The 19773-nt window shown below is 66.2% G+C and carries 14 protein-coding genes; all 14 read left to right on the plus strand.

Features of this window, described 5'->3' with window-relative positions; translation table 11 throughout:
* Nucleotides 1-19: 19 nt before the first annotated feature.
* The 14 genes from HCH03_RS01945 (at nucleotide 20) to HCH03_RS02015 (ending at nucleotide 19773) form a co-directional block, all read left to right on the plus strand.
* On the plus strand, nucleotides 20-1201 hold the full coding sequence (locus HCH03_RS01945) for a hypothetical protein (RefSeq protein ID WP_221688133.1): 1182 nt from the start codon (nucleotides 20-22) through the stop codon (nucleotides 1199-1201).
* Nucleotides 1202-1621 carry a cyanophycin synthetase family protein gene (locus tag HCH03_RS01950; protein WP_221688134.1) on the plus strand — a complete coding sequence of 140 codons (420 nt, stop codon included), beginning with the start codon at nucleotides 1202-1204 and terminating at the stop codon, nucleotides 1619-1621.
* A complete protein-coding gene (locus HCH03_RS01955) occupies nucleotides 1618-2967 on the plus strand; it encodes a PLP-dependent aminotransferase family protein (RefSeq protein ID WP_080144242.1) in 1350 nt (449 codons plus the stop codon). Before HCH03_RS01950 ends, HCH03_RS01955 begins: the two co-directional genes overlap by 4 nt.
* 188 nt (nucleotides 2968-3155) lie before the next feature.
* Nucleotides 3156-4142 (plus strand): D-alanine--D-alanine ligase family protein, encoded by a 987-nt coding sequence (locus HCH03_RS01965; RefSeq protein ID WP_185904068.1) that lies wholly within the window; start codon nucleotides 3156-3158, stop codon nucleotides 4140-4142.
* A gap of 50 nt (nucleotides 4143-4192) precedes the next feature.
* Entirely contained in the window at nucleotides 4193-4684 is a 492-nt protein-coding gene (locus tag HCH03_RS01970; RefSeq protein WP_221688135.1) for a hypothetical protein, read from the plus strand.
* 168 nt (nucleotides 4685-4852) lie between these two features.
* A complete protein-coding gene (locus HCH03_RS01975) occupies nucleotides 4853-5533 on the plus strand; it encodes a PspA/IM30 family protein (RefSeq protein ID WP_185904070.1) in 681 nt (226 codons plus the stop codon).
* 251 nt (nucleotides 5534-5784) lie between these two features.
* Nucleotides 5785-6909 (plus strand): hypothetical protein, encoded by a 1125-nt coding sequence (locus HCH03_RS01980; RefSeq protein ID WP_221688136.1) that lies wholly within the window; start codon nucleotides 5785-5787, stop codon nucleotides 6907-6909.
* A 65-nt stretch (nucleotides 6910-6974) separates the two neighbouring features.
* On the plus strand, nucleotides 6975-7655 hold the full coding sequence (locus tag HCH03_RS01985; RefSeq protein WP_185904072.1) for a PspA/IM30 family protein: 681 nt from the start codon (nucleotides 6975-6977) through the stop codon (nucleotides 7653-7655).
* A 155-nt stretch (nucleotides 7656-7810) separates the two neighbouring features.
* Nucleotides 7811-8461: a YtxH domain-containing protein gene (locus HCH03_RS01990; protein ID WP_221688137.1), complete on the plus strand. Its 651-nt coding sequence runs from the start codon at nucleotides 7811-7813 to the stop codon at nucleotides 8459-8461.
* A 164-nt stretch (nucleotides 8462-8625) separates the two neighbouring features.
* Nucleotides 8626-9633 carry a PRC-barrel domain-containing protein gene (locus HCH03_RS01995; protein ID WP_221688138.1) on the plus strand — a complete coding sequence of 336 codons (1008 nt, stop codon included), beginning with the start codon at nucleotides 8626-8628 and terminating at the stop codon, nucleotides 9631-9633.
* 7 nt (nucleotides 9634-9640) lie between these two features.
* Complete coding sequence (locus HCH03_RS02000; protein WP_246599460.1) at nucleotides 9641-10459, plus strand: TVP38/TMEM64 family protein; 819 nt, start codon at nucleotides 9641-9643, stop codon at nucleotides 10457-10459.
* A gap of 221 nt (nucleotides 10460-10680) precedes the next feature.
* Nucleotides 10681-11715: a TM2 domain-containing protein gene (locus HCH03_RS02005; RefSeq protein WP_221688139.1), complete on the plus strand. Its 1035-nt coding sequence runs from the start codon at nucleotides 10681-10683 to the stop codon at nucleotides 11713-11715.
* 642 nt (nucleotides 11716-12357) lie between these two features.
* A complete protein-coding gene (locus HCH03_RS02010; protein ID WP_080144251.1) occupies nucleotides 12358-13296 on the plus strand; it encodes an aldolase in 939 nt (312 codons plus the stop codon).
* 330 nt (nucleotides 13297-13626) lie between these two features.
* The gene (locus tag HCH03_RS02015; RefSeq protein ID WP_221688140.1) at nucleotides 13627-19773 is read left to right on the plus strand and encodes a beta strand repeat-containing protein; all 6147 of its coding nucleotides are present in this window, start codon (nucleotides 13627-13629) and stop codon (nucleotides 19771-19773) included.

Genomic DNA, 19773 nt, shown 5'->3' on the forward strand with positions numbered 1-19773 from the left:
TCGGGTTTGAAGGGCGCGCGTGGCGACAAAACGTAAGTCGGTGAAGAATGCGAAGAGGGTTGCCGGTTCCACGGGGCCGGTGACCTCGCGCCCTGCCGTCGAAACGGGTGAGGCCAAGGCGAAGCCGGCAACCGCCTCCGGAGGGCCGGGCGGAGCCAAGGAGAAGGCCCCTGCCGCCAAGGGGCGGGACGAGGCGAAGGCTAAGTCTGTTCCTACAGAAAAGAAGAGCGCGGCGAAGCCGAAACCGTCGGTCGCCTCCGCGCGGAAAGTCGCCATCCCGCCCGCTGCGCCTCCCGCTGCCTCGACGCCGGCCGCCTCGTCGCAGGCGAAGAAGGCCGCGAAAAAGGACCGGGAGGTCGAGAAGCGGACGGCTGCGGCCCCCGGATCGCCCGAGGCTCCCGAGGGCTCGAGCGAAAACGCGCCGCGCGCCGAAAAGCCGCGCGGGCGCAAGACGGCCAAACGCCGTTGGCCGTGGTACGTGGCGCTGGGCGTCGTCGCCGTGCTGATCGTGGCGGCGGCCGCGTTCTCGTGGGATCGGTGGCTGCGCTACGACGACGCGCGCGAGCTGCAAGGGGAGTGGCAGGTGGCCGACACGACGAGGGTCGTCGTGGTGAACGGCGAGTCCATCAAGCTGACCGACGACGTGGCCTACTCCTACGCCATCGACCCTGCGGCGAAGACCATCGAGTTCACGTTCGGGAACATGGAGGGCAAGGGGCGCTACCGCTTCTCCGCCGATCGGTCGCAGCTGGTCATCACGGAAGGCGACGCTTACTCGACGGCTTCCACCTTGTTCGAGGACCTGGGCTGGATGTGGGACGGTTTCGTGCGTTCCGTGCAAGGCCAGGAACCCGTGCAGCCGAAGGCGGGCGACGGCACGACCGTGCTCGTGCGCGTCTCGCACGACGCCGAGGCCCAGCCGCGCGACGTTCCCGAGCTCGCCGCAGGCGCTGCCGCTCAGGATGACGCGTCGAAGGCCGACGCCGCTTCGACTGGCGATGGAAGCCCAAGCGGGGAAGCGGCGAAAACCGAGGAGCCGGAGGGCCCTCAGGGCGAGGCTTCCGAACACACCGATGCGGCCGACGAGCCTGTCGGGTCCGGCGACGCTTCCGGCACGGCCGATTCCGGATCGTCCGGCCAGGCAGGTTCGGGCTCGTCGTCACCCGGCGACCTGTTCGACGTCAGCGACATCGGAGCCTAGGTGGACGCCCTGTCCGTCAAACGCTTCGTGGTGGGAGACGGTCGCATCGGCTGCGACGTGGCGCTGGCCCCGCATGCGCCGCGCACCACCACGCCGACGCTTGCCGCGCACGTGCGTGCGGCGTTTCCCGACCTGCCGAGCCACGCCTGCGTGAACGGGGCGGGCGACACGTTCGGCGCCGTCATGGAGGCGACGTCGCTTCCCCATATGCTGGAGCATCTCGTCATCGACCTGCAAACCCGGGCCGCGCCGGCCGGCTCCCGGCCCGACGTCGTCTACGTGGGCGTGACGAGATGGACGGACGAATCGGCAGGGCGGGCGCATATAGAAGTGAGCTTCACCGACGATTTGGTAGCTTTGCGGGCTTTTCGCGACGCTGCGCGTTTTCTGAACGCCGCGGTGGTAACCTGTTCGCCATGACTTCGGCTCACCTGACATTTGACCAGACGGGCGACAAGATCGCCGAACGCGTCGTGAAGATGCGGTCTTCGGCCGTGCGCGACCTGTTCGCCGCCGCCTCCAACCCCAACATCATCTCGCTGTCGGGCGGCATGCCCGACGTGTCGCTGCTCCCGCACTCCGCCATCCGCACGGCCACCCGCGCCGCGTGCGACGACGAGCGCGCCGTGGCGCTGCAGTACGGTTCCACCGACGGACGTGTGGAAACGAAGCAGGTGTTCTGCGACCTCATGCGCGACATCGGCGTGCGCGCCAAGCCCGAGAACGTCATGATAACCACGGGTGCCCAAGAGGCGCTCGACCTCATAGCAAAAACGTTCATCGACCCCGGTGACATCATCTTGGCCGAGGGTCCCACGTACCTGGGCGCGCTGCAGGCGTTTTCCGCCTACGAGCCCGACATCCGCTGCATCCCGTTCGACGACGAGGGCATGCGTATGGATCTGCTGGAGGAAGAGCTCGCGCGCATCGGCAAGGGCAACCCGCGGCTGAAGTTCCTCTACACCATTCCGAACTTCCAGAACCCCGGCGGCGTGACCATGGTGCCCGCCCGTCGCAAGCGCTTGATAGAGCTGGCCGACGAGTACGGTTTCATGGTGGTGGAGGACGACCCGTACGGTCGTTTGCGCTACGACGGCGGGCATGTGCTGCCGCTGAAGGCGCTGTCGGACGATGTGGTGTACCTGGGCACGGTGTCGAAGGTGTTCGCTCCGGGCCTGCGCACCGGTTGGATCGTGGCGCCGAAAAGCGTGCTTGCGAAGATAAACCTGGTGAAGCAAGGTACCGATCTGTGCGGCAGCGCGTTCAACCAGGTGGTGGTGGAGCACTACTTCACCGACACGCCGTGGCAGAAGACGCTGCAGAAGTTCGTGAAAACCTATCGCACGCGCCGCGACGCCATGCTGGCCGCGCTGGACGAGTACTTCCCGGCCGAGGCTTCGTGGACGCGCCCCGAGGGCGGGTTCTTCGTGTGGGTGACGTTGCCGCCGTACGTGGACACCGGCTCCATGCTGTCCGTGGCGCTGGAAAACGGCGTGACGTACACGCCGGGCGACGGCTTCTACCCCGGCGGATCCGACGGCAAGAACAGCATGCGCATCGCGTTCTGCTTCGAAAGCCCCGAGAATCTCACCGAGGCCGTCAAGCGCCTCGCGGCGGTCATCAACGACCGGTTGGAGCTGTACCGAGCCTTCATCGAAGCCGGGGCCATCAAGGTTCCGACGGCTTGCCAGCCGTCGGACCGGGTCGACGCTGCGGCTTCCCGCAGCACCCAATCTTCGCGCGATGACGAAGGCTCACGTACCTAAGTACGCTTCGCCTTCGCCATCCCACGAATCTTGGGCACTGCGGAAACCCTCGCTGACTTTGGTGAACCGGGGGGGGGCGAAGGCGTTTTTGAACATGGCAGTTGTCATCCTGAGCGCAGTCGAAGGATCCCGCGCGGCGCCAGCTGAAGGAGCCGCCGGTTGAACAGGTGGAAGGAAGCAACATGGGCATGAAAGTAGCAGTGTTGATGGGCGGCGCCTCGTTCGAGCGCGAGTTCTCTCTGGCCAGCGGCAAGAACGTGTGCGCGGCGCTCGAGGAGGCCGGCCACAAGGTCGTGCCGCTCGACACCACGAGCGACCTCGTTCCCACGCTGCGCAGCGAGCGCCCCGACGTGTGCTACAGCGCCTTGCACGGCAAGCACGGCGAGGACGGCACCATCCAGAGCCTGCTCGAGTTCGTGGGCATTCCCTTCATCGGCTCTCCGTCGCACGTGTGCCATCGCACGTGGAACAAGGACTCCATGCACTACGAGCTGGCCACGTACCGTGCCATTACCGGCGACGCCCCCGTCGCTTCTTGGCCGCAGGGACTCTACATCGCGCGCGACGCGTTCAAGGACATGGGTGCCGCAACGGCGCTCGACCTGGTGGAAGAGCGCGTGATCGGCGGCTATCCCGTGGCGGTGAAGCCCGCGCACGGCGGCTCGGCCCTGGGCGTGCATCGCGTGGATTCCGTCGATGACTTGGGCGAGGCCATCCTCGACGCGCTCTCGTTCGACGAGGCCGTGGTCATCGAGCAGTGGGTTGAAGGCGTGGAGATGGCCGTGTCGGTGCTGGGCACCGGCTGGGACGCCTACGCGCTGCCGCCGGTGGAGATCGTGCCGAAGCAGGGCTTGTACGACACCGCCGCCCGTCTCGACCCCAACGCGGTCGATTACATCGCGCCGGTGCGCCCGTCCTCCTTGTCCGACGACGAAGGCGACGCCCAGGCCATACGCGCCGAGATCGAGCGAGCCGCGCTCGAGGTGTACCGCGCCTACAACGCGCGCGACCTCGCCCGCATCGACCTCATCTGGGACGGCGCGCAAGCCCGCGTGTTCGAGGTGAACGTGTCGCCCGGCATGGCCGAGCGCTCCCTGTTCCCCGCCGCCTGCGCCGCCGCCGGCCTCTCCCTGTCCGCCGTGCTGAACGAACTGGTGACACAGTACGCGAAGTAAGTATGTGCTTTGGCATGACGGTGTCCAGGTATAGATGCTGCGCCCTGTGCTTGGCCGTGCTTTTAGTGCTTGGCGCGGTGCTTTGCGCTTTCGGCCCGGATGCCTATGCTTTGAATCCGACTTCGTCTTCCGAGGGCATTGCCATAGGCGTTTCGGAGCCGTCCGGAGCGGTTTCTGACACGCGCAGCCAAAAGCCCTCTTCGTCCGAAAGCGGCAGCTCGGAAGATTCTCTTGACCAGCTCGCTTACGATATGGCGTTCGTGATGGTTGTCGTCATGCTCGTTCTCGGTCTTCTATCGCCGCCTGCATTGGTGGCCGTCATCGCTTTTGTGCTTACCAGAAAGCGACGTAAAGAGAAGCGCATGTCGGCTTCTGCGATGCCGCCGATGATGGCCGGACCGCCCATGGGGAGCGTTCCTGTTGATGTGTCCTACGGAAGCCCTGATCCTCAAGCCCAGCTTGTGAAATTCAGCGACGAATACGTCGAGCAGCTTGCGCGCAAGTACGAGTCGGCCGACGCGGAACCGGGCGCCCCGCGATAAAACTGTCGGCTGGGCGCCCGTCGAAGGCGCGTTCGAGTCGCGATCTCCGGTGTTGATCCACACCACTATGCTACACTTTTGCCCGAGGGTCGGGTACGGCGCGGTGCATGCGAAGGCGGTATTTCGCAGGAGGCGCCGACGGAGCGTCAGACAGGAGAGGGATAGACGATGGGTATTCTGGACCGTTTTTCCGACATCGCCAAGGCGAACGTCAACGACCTGCTCGACCAGTGCGAGGATCCCTCGAAGATGATCGACCAGTACCTGCGCGACCTTACGGAAGACCTGATCGAGGTGAAGCAGGAGACCGCCGGCGTTATGGCCGAGGAGACGCGCACGAAGCGCCTGGTGGATGAGAACGTCGGTCAGATCGCGCGCTTCGCGGGGCTCGCCCGCAAAGCGCTCGCGGCCGGCAACGAGGATGACGCGCGCGTGTTCCTGGCGAAGAAGCAGGAGTTGGAGGCGGAAGGCGCCGACTTGGCCGTCATCTACGGGGCGGCGCACGAGAACGCGAGCAAGATGCGCCAGCTGCACGACAAGCTGGTGGACGACATCGAGGAGCTCAACGCGCGTCGCGAGATGATCAAAGCCAAGGTGTCGGTGGCGAAAACGCAGAACCTGGTGAACGAATACGCGCCCCGCACGGACAAGGCGTCGGGTGCGCTGGACGCGTTCGACCGCATGGAGGACGCCGCCGACGCGCTGCTCGATCGGGCGAACGCCGCCGCCGAGCTCGATAGGGGGCCGGTTGACGAGGCCGCGGCCCTCGAGGAGAAGTACGCCGGCATGCGCGGCAGCGCGGCGGTCGAGAACGAATTGGCCGAGCTCAAAGCGGAAATGGGCCTGTAGCGCCGAAGACGCGCGGAAAGGGAGGCGCTATGGGTAGATCGGGAGGAGGAGGCTCGGGAGGCCGTTCCGGAGGAGGGCGGTCTGGCGGCGGCTTCTCGGGAGGCGGCCGTTCGTCGGGCGGGTTCTCCGGAGGCCGTTCGTCCGGAGGCTCGGGCGGAAGGTCGCTCTTCTCCGGCGGCGGTTCAGGGGGCTCGGGATCCGGTGGCGGATCGGGCAATCGAGGATCGGGGGGATTCCGCATAGGCCCTATCGTGCCGATCTTCATCAATCGCGAACGGCGCAGGGACGGCGGCGCCCCGCGCGGAACCGATTCGGGCTACGGCTACCCGCCGAACGGCTATCCTCCTACGGGTTCCGGGGCGCCTTACGAAAGCACCCCGAACGCCGGGTCGGGGTACGGCACCTCTCCTTACGGCGCGCCTCCCAACGGCGGCGCTCCCAACACGTACCCATCTTCTCCCTATCCCGGCAACGCGCCTTCCTACGCTCCGCCCCCGGTCGGCGCGCCGAGCGCCGGAACAGGGTCGACGAAGAAAGGATGCGGCTGCTCCACCATCCTGTTGGTGCTGGGTTTGCTGATAGTGTTGTCTTCCGTGGTGAGTCTGGCGTTCTCGTGCGCGGGCACGAAGATCGACGGCACTCCCATCGTCGAGCGCGCGCCGCTGGCCGCAACGGCCGTTGTCGAGACCGGCTACTACACCGACGAAGACGGCGATTGGGTGCACAGTCCGAGCAAGCTCGAAAACGGCCTGCGCGAATTCTACCGGCAAACCGGCGTGCAGCCCTACGTGTACATCCTGCCGAACGGCACGACCACCTCGACGCAGGAACTGGGCACGCTCGCCGAGCAACGCTACGACGAGCTGTTCTCGGACGAGGGCCATTTCTTGCTCGTGTTCTGCGATGACGGCGACGGCGGGTTCAACTGCGGTTACGCGGTAGGCTCGCAGGCGCGCTCCGTCATGGACGACGCTGCTATCGACGTGTTGGCCGACAACCTCGACAAGAACTACCGCAACTATTCGCTCGACGAAGAGGAGATCTTCTCCAAGGCGTTCGCCGACACGGCGGAAACGATCATGAAGAAAGACGACACGGTGTACAACGCCGTCGTGTCCCTCGTCACGGTGCTGGTCATCGTGCTGGTGTACGTGGCGTACCGCGTGGTGCGCACAAGGAAGCAGGAGAAGGAGCGCGCTCGCCAATTCCAAGAGGAGCTGCTCAGAACCCCGCTGGAAAAGTTCGGGGACCAGGATGTGGAGGAGCTTTCGCGCAAGTACGAGCAGGCTCCCGTCCAGACGCCGCCGACCGCCGGCGGCGCGCCGGTTCCGGCACCTTCCGACACTGCCGAGCCGCCCCGGCAACCCGGCGCCTAACCAAGGAACGGCCCCGCCGAAGCGCGGGGATACCATACACGATGCAAGACAGGAGAGCGATAACCATGGGAATGCTCGATCGATTCACCGACATCATCAAGGCGAACATCAACGACCTGCTCGACAAGTGCGAGGACCCTGCGAAGATGATCGACCAGTACCTGCGCAACCTCACCGAGGATCTTGCCGAGGTGAAGCAGGAGACCGCCGGCGTCATGGCCGAGGAAACGCGCACGAAGCGCCTGGTGGACGAGAACGCCGCCGAAGTGGCGAAGTACGACGATTTGGCGCGCAAGGCGCTCGCGGCGGGCAACGAGGACGATGCCCGCACGTTCTTGGCCAAGAAGCAGCAGTTCGACGCCCGCGCCGCCAGCCTGCAGGAATCCTACGAAGCGGCCTGCGCGAACGCGGCCAAGATGCGCCAGATGTACGACAAGCTGGTGAGCGACATCGAGGAGCTCAACGGCCGCCGCGATGCGGTGAAGGCCAAGGTCGCCGTTGCCAAGACGCAGGACAAGGTGAACAGCATCGCGTCGGGCGTGGACAAAAGCGCGGAGGCCATGGGCGCGTTCGCCCGCATGGAAGCCAAGGCCGACGGCATGCTCGACCGCTCCAACGCCATGAGCGAGCTCAACGCGAAGCCGGTGGACGAAGCGGCCGCGCTGGAGGCGAAGTACGCCGCGGCCGGCAGCGATGCGGCCGTGGAGGACGAGCTCGCCAAGCTGAAAGCGGAGATGGGGCTGTAAACGCAAAGGTCAGATTGCGGGTACGCCGTATTGAGGTGCGGCAACGAAAAGGCAACTGAATAATAGAGCGCTCGTGTTTTCCGCACCGCCGGTAGGCGCCTGCCCCTATAATGGGTGAATCGACAAACGTCCAGAACATCCTTTAGGAGGCAGATATGGGCAACAAATTCGGATCCTTTCTCGTCGGCGGTTTGGTCGGCGCTGCCGTCGCGCTGCTGTACGCTCCCCGCGCGGGTCATGAGACGCGCGCCATGGTCACCGACAAGGTGAACGCGGCGTGGGGCGAGGCCCAGGAGCTGGGCGCCCAGGCGAGCGCGAACGCGCAGCATGCGTACCAGGACGTCACGGCCAAGGGCCAGGAGGTCGCGCACGACGTGGCCGCCAAGGGCCAGCAGGCCGTGCAGACCGCCCAGGCCAAGGGCCAGGAGCTTTACGGTGCCGCCAGCGCGCGCGTGCAGGAGGCCGCCGACAACATCAAGCCGGTGTTCTCCGAGAAGAACGACGACCTGCGCGAGAAGATCGAAGCCGCCCGCCAGCGCATCGCTGCTCAGGTGGCCAAGAACGCCGAGCAGGCGCACGATGCCGTGAGCGACAAGATCCCCGTGGCGGCCGATGCCGCGCACGAGACGGTGGACAACGTGGCCGACAAGGCGCAGGACGTGGCCGACACCGCGAAGAACGCCTTCGAGACGGCCGCCGACAAGGTCGCCGGCGACGACAAGGAGTCGAAGACCGAGCTTCCGGATTTCGCCGTGCCGGGTCAGCCGGGCGGTTCCGATATCGCGGAAGGCAAGAAGGAAGACTAGCAACTCGCATGAATGAAGGCGGCGGCGCGTGGGGCCGAACGGTAGCAGCCGTTCGGTCCCCGCTCGCCGCCTTCGCGTCATCGGCGCGCTTTCGACTTCGGGTCGTCGCGGTTTGAGAGCACCGCATGCGCCGTACGCCGCGCGCGTTTGGGGGAAGAGCAAACATGGCCAAGCAGCAACTGATCACGACCGACGAACTCATGGGCGTCCGGGTTATCGGTGGGAAAAAGGGCACGAAGCGCATCGGCAAGGTGCGCCGTTTCGTGTTCCATCCCAAAGAGAAGCGCGTCGTCGGATTCGTGGTGAAGCGCCCCGACCTCCTGTGGATGTTCCGTCGCAAGGATCTGTTCGTGTCGATCAACGGCTACGACGTGAAAGACGGGCGCATCGTGGTGCGCAACGAGCCTTCGGCCACCAACCGCGCCGCCTGCAAAGAACTCGGCGTCGAGTGGGACGACTGCGTGCTGTGGGTGGGGCTGCCCGTCATGACCAACGACGGGGATACGCTCGGCGTGGTAGGGTCCGTGTCCTTCAACCGCACGACCGGCGCAATCGAATCGATCGGCACGGACAGCGGCGCCACGGCCAACGCGCTGCTCGGCAAGCGCGAGATACCCGCCAGCCTTGTCAAGGGCTTCAAGCGCGGCATGGGCGCGGCCCTCGCCCGCACGGGCGAGGAGGGGCAGGAGGACGACGACGTGGTGCTCGGCGCCATCCTCGTGGCAGACGAGGCGCGCGACATCGCGGTCGAGGGCGGCTTGGCCGAGAAGGCCGGCGAGGCCACGGCCGTGGTGGTGGACAAGGCGCACACCGCCGTCGACAAGGCGAAGCCGGTCGCCAGTGCCGCCGCCAAGAAGACGGGCGAGGTGGTGAACAAGGGCGCCTACGCCACCGGCAAGCAGATCGCCGCCACCAAGGGCATGTTCTCCGGCTTCAAGGAGGAGTACGAGAAGGAGCGCGGTTCAAAGCCCGCAAAGAAAACCGCTATCGAAAAGGCGGACGGCGGCGCGTCGACCGCTCCCGCAAAGAAGGCGGCTTCAACGAAGCAAGGCTCGACGGCGACGAAGTCGACCGCGTCGACTGCCAAAAAGCCCGCGCAGAAGCAAGCGCCCAAGAAGAACATGTTCTCTGCGTTCAAAGAGGAATACGACAAGGCACGCCACGACGAATAGGCACATCTTGGTACAAAAAACGCCGCATACATCCACATCCGAAACCGGAAAGCTGAAGCAGAAGGCTGTCGAGCGCAAGCACGAATTGCACGAGAAGGCGCAGCAGGAAACGACCGTTCACGGCCACAAGATGGAGAAGGGCGACATCTTCAAGTTCGTCGGCCTTATCGCGTTCTTCGCCATAATGATTTCGATCTGCGTGCTCATCTGGCCGTACGTTGCCGATTTATTCGAACCGGGCGGGCTCGACCGCGTTATCGCCGACGTGCGCGGCGCCGGACCCGTGGGGTTCCTCATCCTTTTGGGGCTGCAGTTCCTGCAAGTCGTGGTGGCGTTCATACCCGGCGAAGTGGTGCAGATCGCCGCCGGCATGCTGTACGGGCCATGGCTCGGCGCGCTCATCATTTTGCTGGGTTGCGTTATCTCCAGCGCGTTCATCTTCGCGCTCGTGCACAAGCTGGGCGCGCCCTTCGTGCAGAACATGGTGCCCACGAAGTACTTGGAGAAGTTCCGCGCCTTCGAGAAGTCGGGCAAGCTGAACATCGTCGTGCTCGTCTTGTTCCTTATTCCCGGGTTGCCGAAGGACACGTTCACCTACCTGGTGCCGCTCACCGATATGAACATGCGCACGTTCTTGCTGCTGTCGAACCTGGGGCGCATTCCCGGCATCTTGGTTTCGACCTACGCGGCCGACGGCATCATGGACGGACGCTTTGTGGAGAGCGCCGTCTTGTTCGGCGTGGCTGCGCTTATCGCAGTGCTGGGGATCGTGTTTCAGAAGCGCATCATGAAGTTTTTGGAGAAGCATTCGCATCGCGGCAAGTAGCCCCTACGGCAAGGCTCGTGCAGACGGCGCAAGGCGGGCGTCGCAGCTCGATGCGCCTTCGAGTTCCTTCCAGAGGGTGCTTCTTTCGAAACATTCGGCAACGCAAACCTTAAAGATAGTATACAGATAGCAATATCAAGGTGACAGGTTATCGACAAAACCGGCAGTGCCGGATACCATGGCGCTAGATACCTCGAAACCTCAGATAGAGAGGCCCTGTCATGAACCTCAACGAACAGAACGAAAACGCGAACGACGAGGTCGTCGCTGCAGAAGCCGAGCTTCGTGCCGCCTTGGAAACGCTTGAGGCCGCCCGTGCGCGCCTTGCCGAGTTGAAGGGGGAGCACCCCGCCGTCGAGCCCGGAGCCGACGCGGCTTCGGACGGCGTGCTCGTGGACGAGCTGGAGGTTGCGGCCGTCGTGGTGGACGAAACGGGCGCGATCGACGGCATCGTGGTGGAGCATGCCGCGGTGCCCGTTGAAGATGTCGTTTCGCCCGCCGAAGCCGAGCCGGCTGCCAACGGCGACGACGGCGCCGACGGGTCGACGGGGGAGGCGTGTTCGGACGCATCCGAGCATGAAGCTTCCCGCGACGCCGCCGAGGCCGTTTCCGCGACCGTGATCGAATCCGCTCCGGAGCAGGACTCCGAAGGGTCCGAGGACGGTGCTGCCGCTTCGCCTTCAGCCGAAGCGGCGACCCCTCCGGTGCAGCCCGACCCGATGCCCGACTGGGTGCCTTATACGACGACGCCGGCGCCGAACCCGCCTTCCGGGGCTCAGCCAACGCCTCCCACGGGCGCTCCGTACGCGCCGCCCGCCTCTTCCGGCGAGACGGCATCCGTGCCGCCTTCGGCGCAAGGGTATTATCAGCAGCCTCAGCAGCCGTACGGCGGCTATGCGGCCCCCGGCTACGGGCAGACGCCGCATGCGGGTCCGGGCGCGGTCCCTCCCCAGCAGCCGTATTACGGCTACCAGCAACCGTACTACCAACAGCCCGTCATAGCGACGAAAGACCACGTGGCTGCCGGCCTGCTGGGTATTTTCCTCGGTGCGCTGGGCATCCACAAGTTCTACCTGGGCTACAACACCGCCGGTTTCATCATGCTCGCCGTCACCATCCTGGGCAGCCTGTTCACCTTCGGGCTCGCCGGCGGCGTCATGTGGGTCATCGGCATTATCGAGGGCATCCTCTACCTGACGAAGTCCCAATCCGAATTCGAGCAGATGTACGTCGTCAACAAGCGCGAGTGGTTTTAGGTTCCGGCGGCTTACAGCCGCCGGAACTGCTCGACGCTGCGGCCCGCCCTCGCACCCGATCTCGCGGCGATGCCGGGGGCTCGCGTACCGGAGTACGCTTCGCCCCCGCCATCCCCGCGATCTCGGGCACGAGGGCGGGCCTCGCTGACTTACTACGCCAACCTGCGAGCTCGTTTTCGCGCTTGCGCGCGAAGCGCGGGTCGCTTCGCTCCCGCGCGGTCGACCTGGGAGGCCGTTATGCGGCTATCAGCCGCATGGCAAGCGCCGCTACGCTCGCTTGCCGGGGAACCTGCGCGACTGTTTTCGCGCTTCGCGCGAACGGGCGCTCTGGAGAGCGCCCCTACAGCCAAGCGTGCGGGCCGCTTCGCTCCCGCCCGTGCAACCTGCAGTTCTTCCCGTAGGGGGCGGCCTGCTGGCCGCCCGGCATGCCATGCAGCAGGCGCACATGCGCGCGCCGCAAGAGCGCCTTCCCCGAAGACGCACGCCTTCGATTCCGCCGCCCCCGGCAGGCGCATCCCGTTCGCCTGATTGTTCACGGGTTTTTCGGTGAATCGGCGCGGTCGGTTCCGCCCATTGGCTAGAATATCCTCATCGATTAAGGCAGCGTTGCCTTTGCGACTGAGATCCTATAAGGAGGAAATCATGCCCCAAATTACTCGTGATCAGGTGAGGGTGCCGGCCGACGTCATGCCGGAGTCCCGTGACGAGTACATCGAGAACTACCTGAAGGCCACGCGCGGCACGGGTCGTCTCATGCTGTTCGCGTGCGACCAGAAGATCGAGCACCTCAACAAGGACTTCTACGGCGAGGGCATCGACATCGCCGACGCCAAGCCCGAGCACCTCTTCGAGATCGGCCGCCAGGGCGTGTGCGGCGTGCTCGCCGGCCAGCGCGGCCTCATCGCGCAGTACGCTGCCGACTATCCCGAGATCAACTACCTCGTGAAGATGAACTCCAAAACGAACCTCGTGGGCACGAAGCAGGATGACCCCTACTCGCCGCAGCTCTACGATCTCGACGCCGTGCTGGCCATGCGCGAGGCCGGCGTGAACGTGGTGGGCATCGGCTACACCATCTACCTGGGCAGCGAGTACGAGTCCACCATGATGGCCGAGGCCGGCGAGCTCATCGCCCAGGCGCATGCCAACGGCCTGCTCGTGGTGCTGTGGATCTACCCGCGCGGCAAGGCCGTCACGGCCGAGAAGGATCCGGCGCTCATCGCCGGCGCGGCGGGCGTGGCCCTGTGCCTCGGCGCCGACTTCGTGAAGGTGAACCCGCCGAAGCCCGAGGACGGCACGGCTCCGGCCGAGGCCCTCAAGGTTGCCACGATGGCGTCCGGCCGCACGGGCCTCGTGTGCGCCGGCGGCTCCACGGTGGACGCCGAGACGTTCCTCACGCAGCTGTACGACCAGATCCACACGGGCGGCGCCGTGGGCAACGCCACCGGCCGCAACATTCACCAGCGCTCGTTGGACGAGGCCGTCCGCCTGACGAAGGCCATCAGCGCCATCACGCTGGCCGACTACTCCGTGGCCGACGCCCTGGCCGTGTTCAGCGGCGAGAAGGACTTCTCGCTGTAAGACGCATTGTTCCCACGCTTCATCGGCGCCCCCTCCGCACAGCGCGAAGGGGGCGCTTTCGTTTTCGGGGACCCCGCGCTTGAAGCACGGGCATCCAGATGCCCGCTTTGCCAAGGAATTGAGAAAACTCGGCGCACCGAAGGTTTTTCTCAATTCCTTTGACAACGTCGCGATAGCTTGTGGCGTGCCCTGTCTGCGAAGTCGCGATGCGTGGTCGCCCTGACGGCGTTTCACCTTGGCGTGCCGTTGGCAGCTTGGCGTGTTGCACTCTTGTTGTTTTCGTACCCCTATACTCGGCGTCACCGAATGGAACGCTGACAAGGAGACGCAATGGCGATGTCGAGGCTTGGGAAGGCAGCGCTCTGCGTGCTCTGCGCAACGTTGCTGGCGCTACCGGGATACGGTCGGGCGGATATCGCGAAAGCGTTCGCCGACACGGCTCTTCCGCTGGCAACCCAGCACGACGCCGAAGGCGCGGCTGCCGGAGGAGATGGTGCCGGGGTGGGCGCGGCCGATGCGGAGGCCGGCGAGGGCTCGGGCGGACAGGAGGCCGACGATCCGGCCCACGGAACGGTGACGAACGACGAATCAGTCGATACGACGCGCGAGGGTTCGGGCGGCCAACCTGCCAACACGCTGCTCGGAGAGACGAACGGCGAGTCTGACGAAACGTCCAACACGCTCAAAACAGTCCCTGCCCCTCATGCCGACCCTGCCGCCAACGCGTTCGTCGTGACCGGCGGCGCGTACGAAATCGCCGATGACGGCGTGCTGGTGCTCACCGAGTCGGAGGCGTACACGGTCGGCATGGTCGGGGATGCAACGACGTCGCCCACGGGCATTCGTGTTGCCACCGGAACGGCACCCTCCATCACGCTTGACAGCGTGCGCATCGACACGACCGACCAGACGAACATGCCGGCGTTCTTCATCGAAGGCAACGGCCCCGAAAACGATGGCAAGACGACGCTGCTGCTGAAGGGCGAGAGCACGCTGAACAGCGCGAAGGGGTGCGCGGGCGTGCAGAAGGAGGATGCGTCGAGAGCGCTGGTCATCGACAGCGCCGAGGGCACGGGTTCCACCTCGGGAACGCTCAACGTCGCAGGCGGCTACGGCGGCGCGGGTATCGGTTCGGGGCACGAGTCGGTGGACGACAGCATTGCCAAGTACATCGCCGTGCGCGGCGGAACCGTCAACGCCATGGGCGGTTTCGGCGCTGCCGGCATTGGCAGCGCGCTTTCGGACGGCGCCGGAAGCTACGCCTCGCATCTCGAAGTCACGGGTGGAGAGGTGCATGCCCAGAGCGGGGGACGCGCGGCCGCCATCGGCAGCGGCTACACGTGGGTCGAGGGCGGGGTGAGCAGCGCCACGAACATCGGGATCGAAGGCGGCACGGTGACGGCCAATTCCTACGTGAAGAACTACAGCGGCGGCGCGGCCATCGGCAGTGGTTCGGCCGGCACGAGCATCGCTGCCGGCATTTCCATCAGCGGCGGAAGCGTCAAGGCCGAAAGCGGGTTCGCCCCTTACAGCGGCGCGGCCATCGGCTCGGGGTCGTTCGACCGAACGGAAGGCGGCTCGTCGCTTGCTCGCGGCATTTCCATCAGCGGCGGAACCGTCGAGGCGACGGCTTACACGTACGCTCCCGCCATCGGCAGCGGCTATTCCGACACGAGCACCGCCGAAGGTATCGTCATCTCGGGCGGTGCGGTCACGGCCACGGGAGGCACGTACGCTCCCGCCATCGGCAGCGGCGCCGCCCGCATCGAATCGAAGCTCTGCGCTTCCACCGACCCCCAGTTGGATGCCGACGGCGTCGCTATTTCGGACGGCACGGTCATCGCCACGGCGTGCGCGGGCAGCGGCGGGTCGGGCATCGGCAGCGGCGCGATCGTGTCCGGCTACACCGGCGGTAGCACGACCACGAGCGACGTGGTTATCTCCGGCGGCTCGGTTACTGCGACGGGTGCTCCCGGCCGTCTTGCGGACGCATGCAGCTACACCGCACCCGGCATCGGCCCGAGCGAGGTGAACGACACGGATCCCGACGATCCCACCACGGCGACGTTCGAGGCGAGCATCGCGCGGCCCCTGTCTGCGACTGAGCTGCGCGCCAACGTCTGGACGGGCGAGTCGGCAGACAAGGCGCAGCTGGCAGCCGGCAACGCCGAATCCGTCGATCTGACGAAGTTGGAGGGAGCGCGCGCCTACACCCGTGTAGAGTTCGCGCCTTGCTCCGGCTTGGTGCTGACCACGGCGGGCGGCGGCCCGGTGGACGAGGGCGCCTACTCCTACGACAAGGACGGGGATGTCGTCATCCTGAACATCCAGAAGGACGGGGACTACGTGGTCAAGATGGCCGAGGGCGCAACGGAGGCGCGCACCCTCGTTGCCGTTTCCGGCGACGTGTGCGGCATCACGTTGGACAACGTGAACATTGCCAGCACCTCCGACCACGCGTGCGTTGACTTGTCCAAGGTTCGCTTTGCCAGACTGAGCCTGAAAGGGAGCAACACGCTGAGCGTGGCGTCGGGCAAGTACGGATCGGCTGTTGCCACGCACCCACAGGGGGAGTTGTTCATTGCCGGAATCGAGGACGGGGCGAGCTTGAAGGCGACGGGCGGCTACTCGCATGCCGCCATCGGCACCGTCCTGTCGAACGAAGGCGTCACGTGCGGGGATATCACCATCGAAAACGCGAAGATCACGGCGATCGGCGGGACGTACGCTCCCGGCATCGGCGCGAGCGTCAGCCCGAAGGGCTCGGCGACCGCGTCCGACATCACCATCCGCAACAGCACGGTCGAAGCCGTCGGCGGCGCGGCGGCGTCCGGTATCGGCAGCGGTTGGGCGAGCGGCGACAACGCGGTGTCCGACATCGTCATCGAGGACAGCACCGTCACGGCTACGGGCGGCTTCGGAGCGCCGGGCATCGGCAGCGGGTATTCCGATGCGGGCAACTCCACGCTTTCGGGCGTGCGCATTGCGAACAGCACCGTCGTGGCGCAAGGCGGCGGTTCCGACAGCGAAGAGGTCGAGGGAGAAGGCGACGAGGGCTCGCCGCATGCCGTCGGCGCCGGTGCGGGCATCGGCAGCGGGTTCGCCGAAGCGGGCGATAGCACGGTGTCCGGCATCTCTATCGTCGGCGGCGACGTGACGGCCACGGCGGGTATCGACGCGGATGGAGCGGGCGGCGCGCCCGGCATCGGCGCCGGGCCGGCGCTTCGGGGCGCCTCGGTGGCAACGGGCATCGCGCTCTCCGGTAACGTGGCTGCTCAGGGCGGTGCCACGAACGCCGCGAACGTCGGGCCCGCAATGCTGCCCGCCGTGGGCGCGGGTTCTGCGGCAAAGCGTACGACCGACGGCAACGCCATCGCTCCCGTGAACGGCCAGCGGGCGAACGCCTGGAAGGGCTCCTCGGCCGAGGATGAAAAGCAGTTCGCCATGCTTTCGTTCGGCTACGATCTCGACGACTTTGCCGACGCCTATTTGCGCATGGAGCTTGCGCCGTCGCCGGCCAAGGACACGCTCAAGGTTGAGGAGGGCAGCGGCGCGTACGAGTTCGCCCAAGACGGCGCCCTGGTGCTCACCGAATCGGCAGACTACGTCATAAGCATGGCCGAGGGCGCAGAGGCGTCGACGACGGGCATCCGCATCGCCGCCGGCGCATCGCCCGCCGTCACCTTGAACGGCGTTCGCATCGACACGACCATCAACTCCGGCATGCCCGCGTTCCATATACTCAAGGAGGCCGGCACCGTGACATTGAAGCTGCAAGGCGAAAGCTCGCTGGCAAGCGCGAAGGACTGCGCGGGCCTGCAGAAGGACAATCCGAAGGACGTTCTCGTCGGGAAAGAGGAGCTCGTCATCACGAGCATAGACGGCGACGGCGCCACCACCGGCTCGCTTACCGCCCTTGGCGGCTACGGCGGCGCGGGCATCGGCGCGGGGTTCGCGGCAGACGGAGCCAGCCGCGCGTCGCGCATCGTCGTCAAAGGCGGCACGGTCAACGCCACGGGCGGTTACGGCGCGGCCGGCATCGGCAGCGGCTACGCGGCCAAGAGCGACAGCATCGCCAAGAACATCTTCATCGAGGCCGGCGCGGTCGCGGCGCAAAGCGGTGCGTGGGCTGCCGGCATCGGCAGCGGCTACGCGGGGGCCGAAAACGGGCTGAGCAGCGCCACAGCCATCTTCATCAGCGGCGGAGCCGTTTCCGCCAACGCCCATCAGAAGAACGCGACCGGCGGCGCGGCCATCGGCAGCGGCAGGGCCTTCGAATCCGTCGCCGGTGGCATCTCCATCAGCGGTGGCAAGGTCGACGCGCAAGGCGGAAAGTCGGGCGGCAGCGCCCCGGCCATCGGCTCGGGAGTAGGCGATGGCGGCGACCAATGTCTGAGCCTTGCGCGGAACCTCTCCATCACAGGAGGAACCGTCGTTGCGACGGCGTACACGAGTGCCCCGGCCATCGGCAGCGGCGCGGCCTGGACGAGCCTCGTGGAAGATCTTTCCCTAGCGGGCGACGACACCGTGGTGACGGCTCGGGGCGGCGGGCTCTCCCCAGCCATCGGCAGCGGCACCGCGGACTTCGAATCGAAGCTGGACGGCCTCACCATCTCGGGCGGCACGATAACCGCAACGGCGGGCGAGGACAGCGGCGGATCGGGCATCGGCAGCGGCTCGATCAGGCCGAACAGGTACGAAGCCTCCGGTGGCCGCACGGCTGTCCGCAACGTGGCCATCTCCGGCGGCGACGTGGAGGCCGTCGGCGCTCCCGGTGGACGGTTCGCGGACGAATGCTCGTACCGAGCCGCCGCGTTCGGCCCCAGCGAGGTGAACGACACCGACCCCGACAACCCTACCGAGGTCGTGTTCGAGGGCGGCTCCATCAGCCCGACAACCGGTCTCTGCTTCAGCCTGTGGTCGGGCGATTCCTTCGATGAGTCGCAGCTTGAGCGCGAGTACGCCATGGAGTCGATAGCGCTCGACACGTATGCGGGCGCGTACCAGAACGTGTACTTCGAGACGCCGCCCGATCTGCTTATCACCACGCCCGAAGGGGGCCAGGTGGATCCAAGCGAGTACGAGTATTACAAAAAGGTAGGGCTTGATATTATCGGCTCGGGCGACTACGTGGTGAAGATGGCCCCCGGAGTTACCGAAACGCACGGCTGGATCGGGGTGGGTTCCGGCGCCTCGCCCGTCATCACGCTGGACAACGTGCATATTACGAATCCCCCGACCATCGCTTGCATCCACCTCGGCGCTGCGGGCGACGTCACGTTGAACCTGAAGGGACGCAACGTCCTGGACGCGTCGACATGGGGCAGCGGCATCCTCAGGGTCAACCAAGGCGCCCTGTCCATCGTCGGCATCGAGGACGGAGCGAGTTTGGAAGCGAAGAGCGGCTCGAACAAAGCGGCTATCGGCGCCTTGGGCCCCTTCGAGAACCTCACCATAGAGAACGCGACGATCACGGCGATCGGCGGGCCCACTGCTCCCGGAATCGGCGGGAGGGGCTATATAAACGATCCCTCGACCGTGACCGGCATCACCATCCGCAACAGCACGGTCACGGCCGTCGGCGGCGAGGCGGCGGCCGGTATCGGCAGCGGCTGGTCTGCCGATACCAACGCGGTGTCGGGCATCGTCATCGAGAACAGCACCGTCACGGCTACGGGCGGGGTCGGAGCGCCCGGCATCGGCAGCGGGTACGCCAACACGGGCGATTCCACGCTTTCGGACGTACGCATCGTGAACAGTACGGTGGTGGCGCAGGGCGGCGATTCCGAGGTTCAAGAGCCTCAGACGAAAGCCGACGACACGCTCTACGGCATCGGCGCCGGGGCGGGGATCGGCAGCGGCTACGCCGACCAGGGGAACAGCACAGTGTCCGGCATCTCCATCGTCGGCGGTAGCGTGACGGCCACGGCGGGAACCGACACGGCGACCGCAGGCGGCGCTCCCGGCATCGGCGCCGGGCCGGCGTATCACGGCGTCTCGACGGCGACGGGCATAGCGCTTTCCGGCAACGTGGAGGCCTGGGGCGGCGCCACGAACGCCGAGGGTTTCGGGCTCGGGACGTTGCCTGCGGTGGGCGCGGGCTCCGCGACCGAGCGTGCGACCGTTGATGCCGCCATCGTGCCCGTGAACGACCTGCGAGCGAACGCCTGGAAGGGCGCTTCGGCTGCCAGCGCGCGGCAGTTCTTGACGCTGGCAGCCGAGCCCTACGCCCTCGGTAACTTCGAGGACGCGTACCTGAGGGTGGAGCTCGTTGCGCCGCAGCCCGTCGATCCGGGTTCGGGCGGCAAGGCGAAGCCGCTCGTTTCCACGGGCGACGGCACGATTCCGCTGATGGCTTCCGTCGCGGCGCTCGCCCTGCTGGCGATCGTCGGCATGGTTGCGGCCTTCGTGCGCCTCAAACGCGGACGCGTCGAGGCAGAGCGAAGCCCGGGAATGAACCCGCAAGGTCGGAGGTAA

Source organism: Gordonibacter massiliensis (ex Traore et al. 2017), from assembly GCF_019731765.1.
Classification (GTDB): Bacteria; Actinomycetota; Coriobacteriia; order Coriobacteriales; family Eggerthellaceae; genus Gordonibacter; species Gordonibacter massiliensis.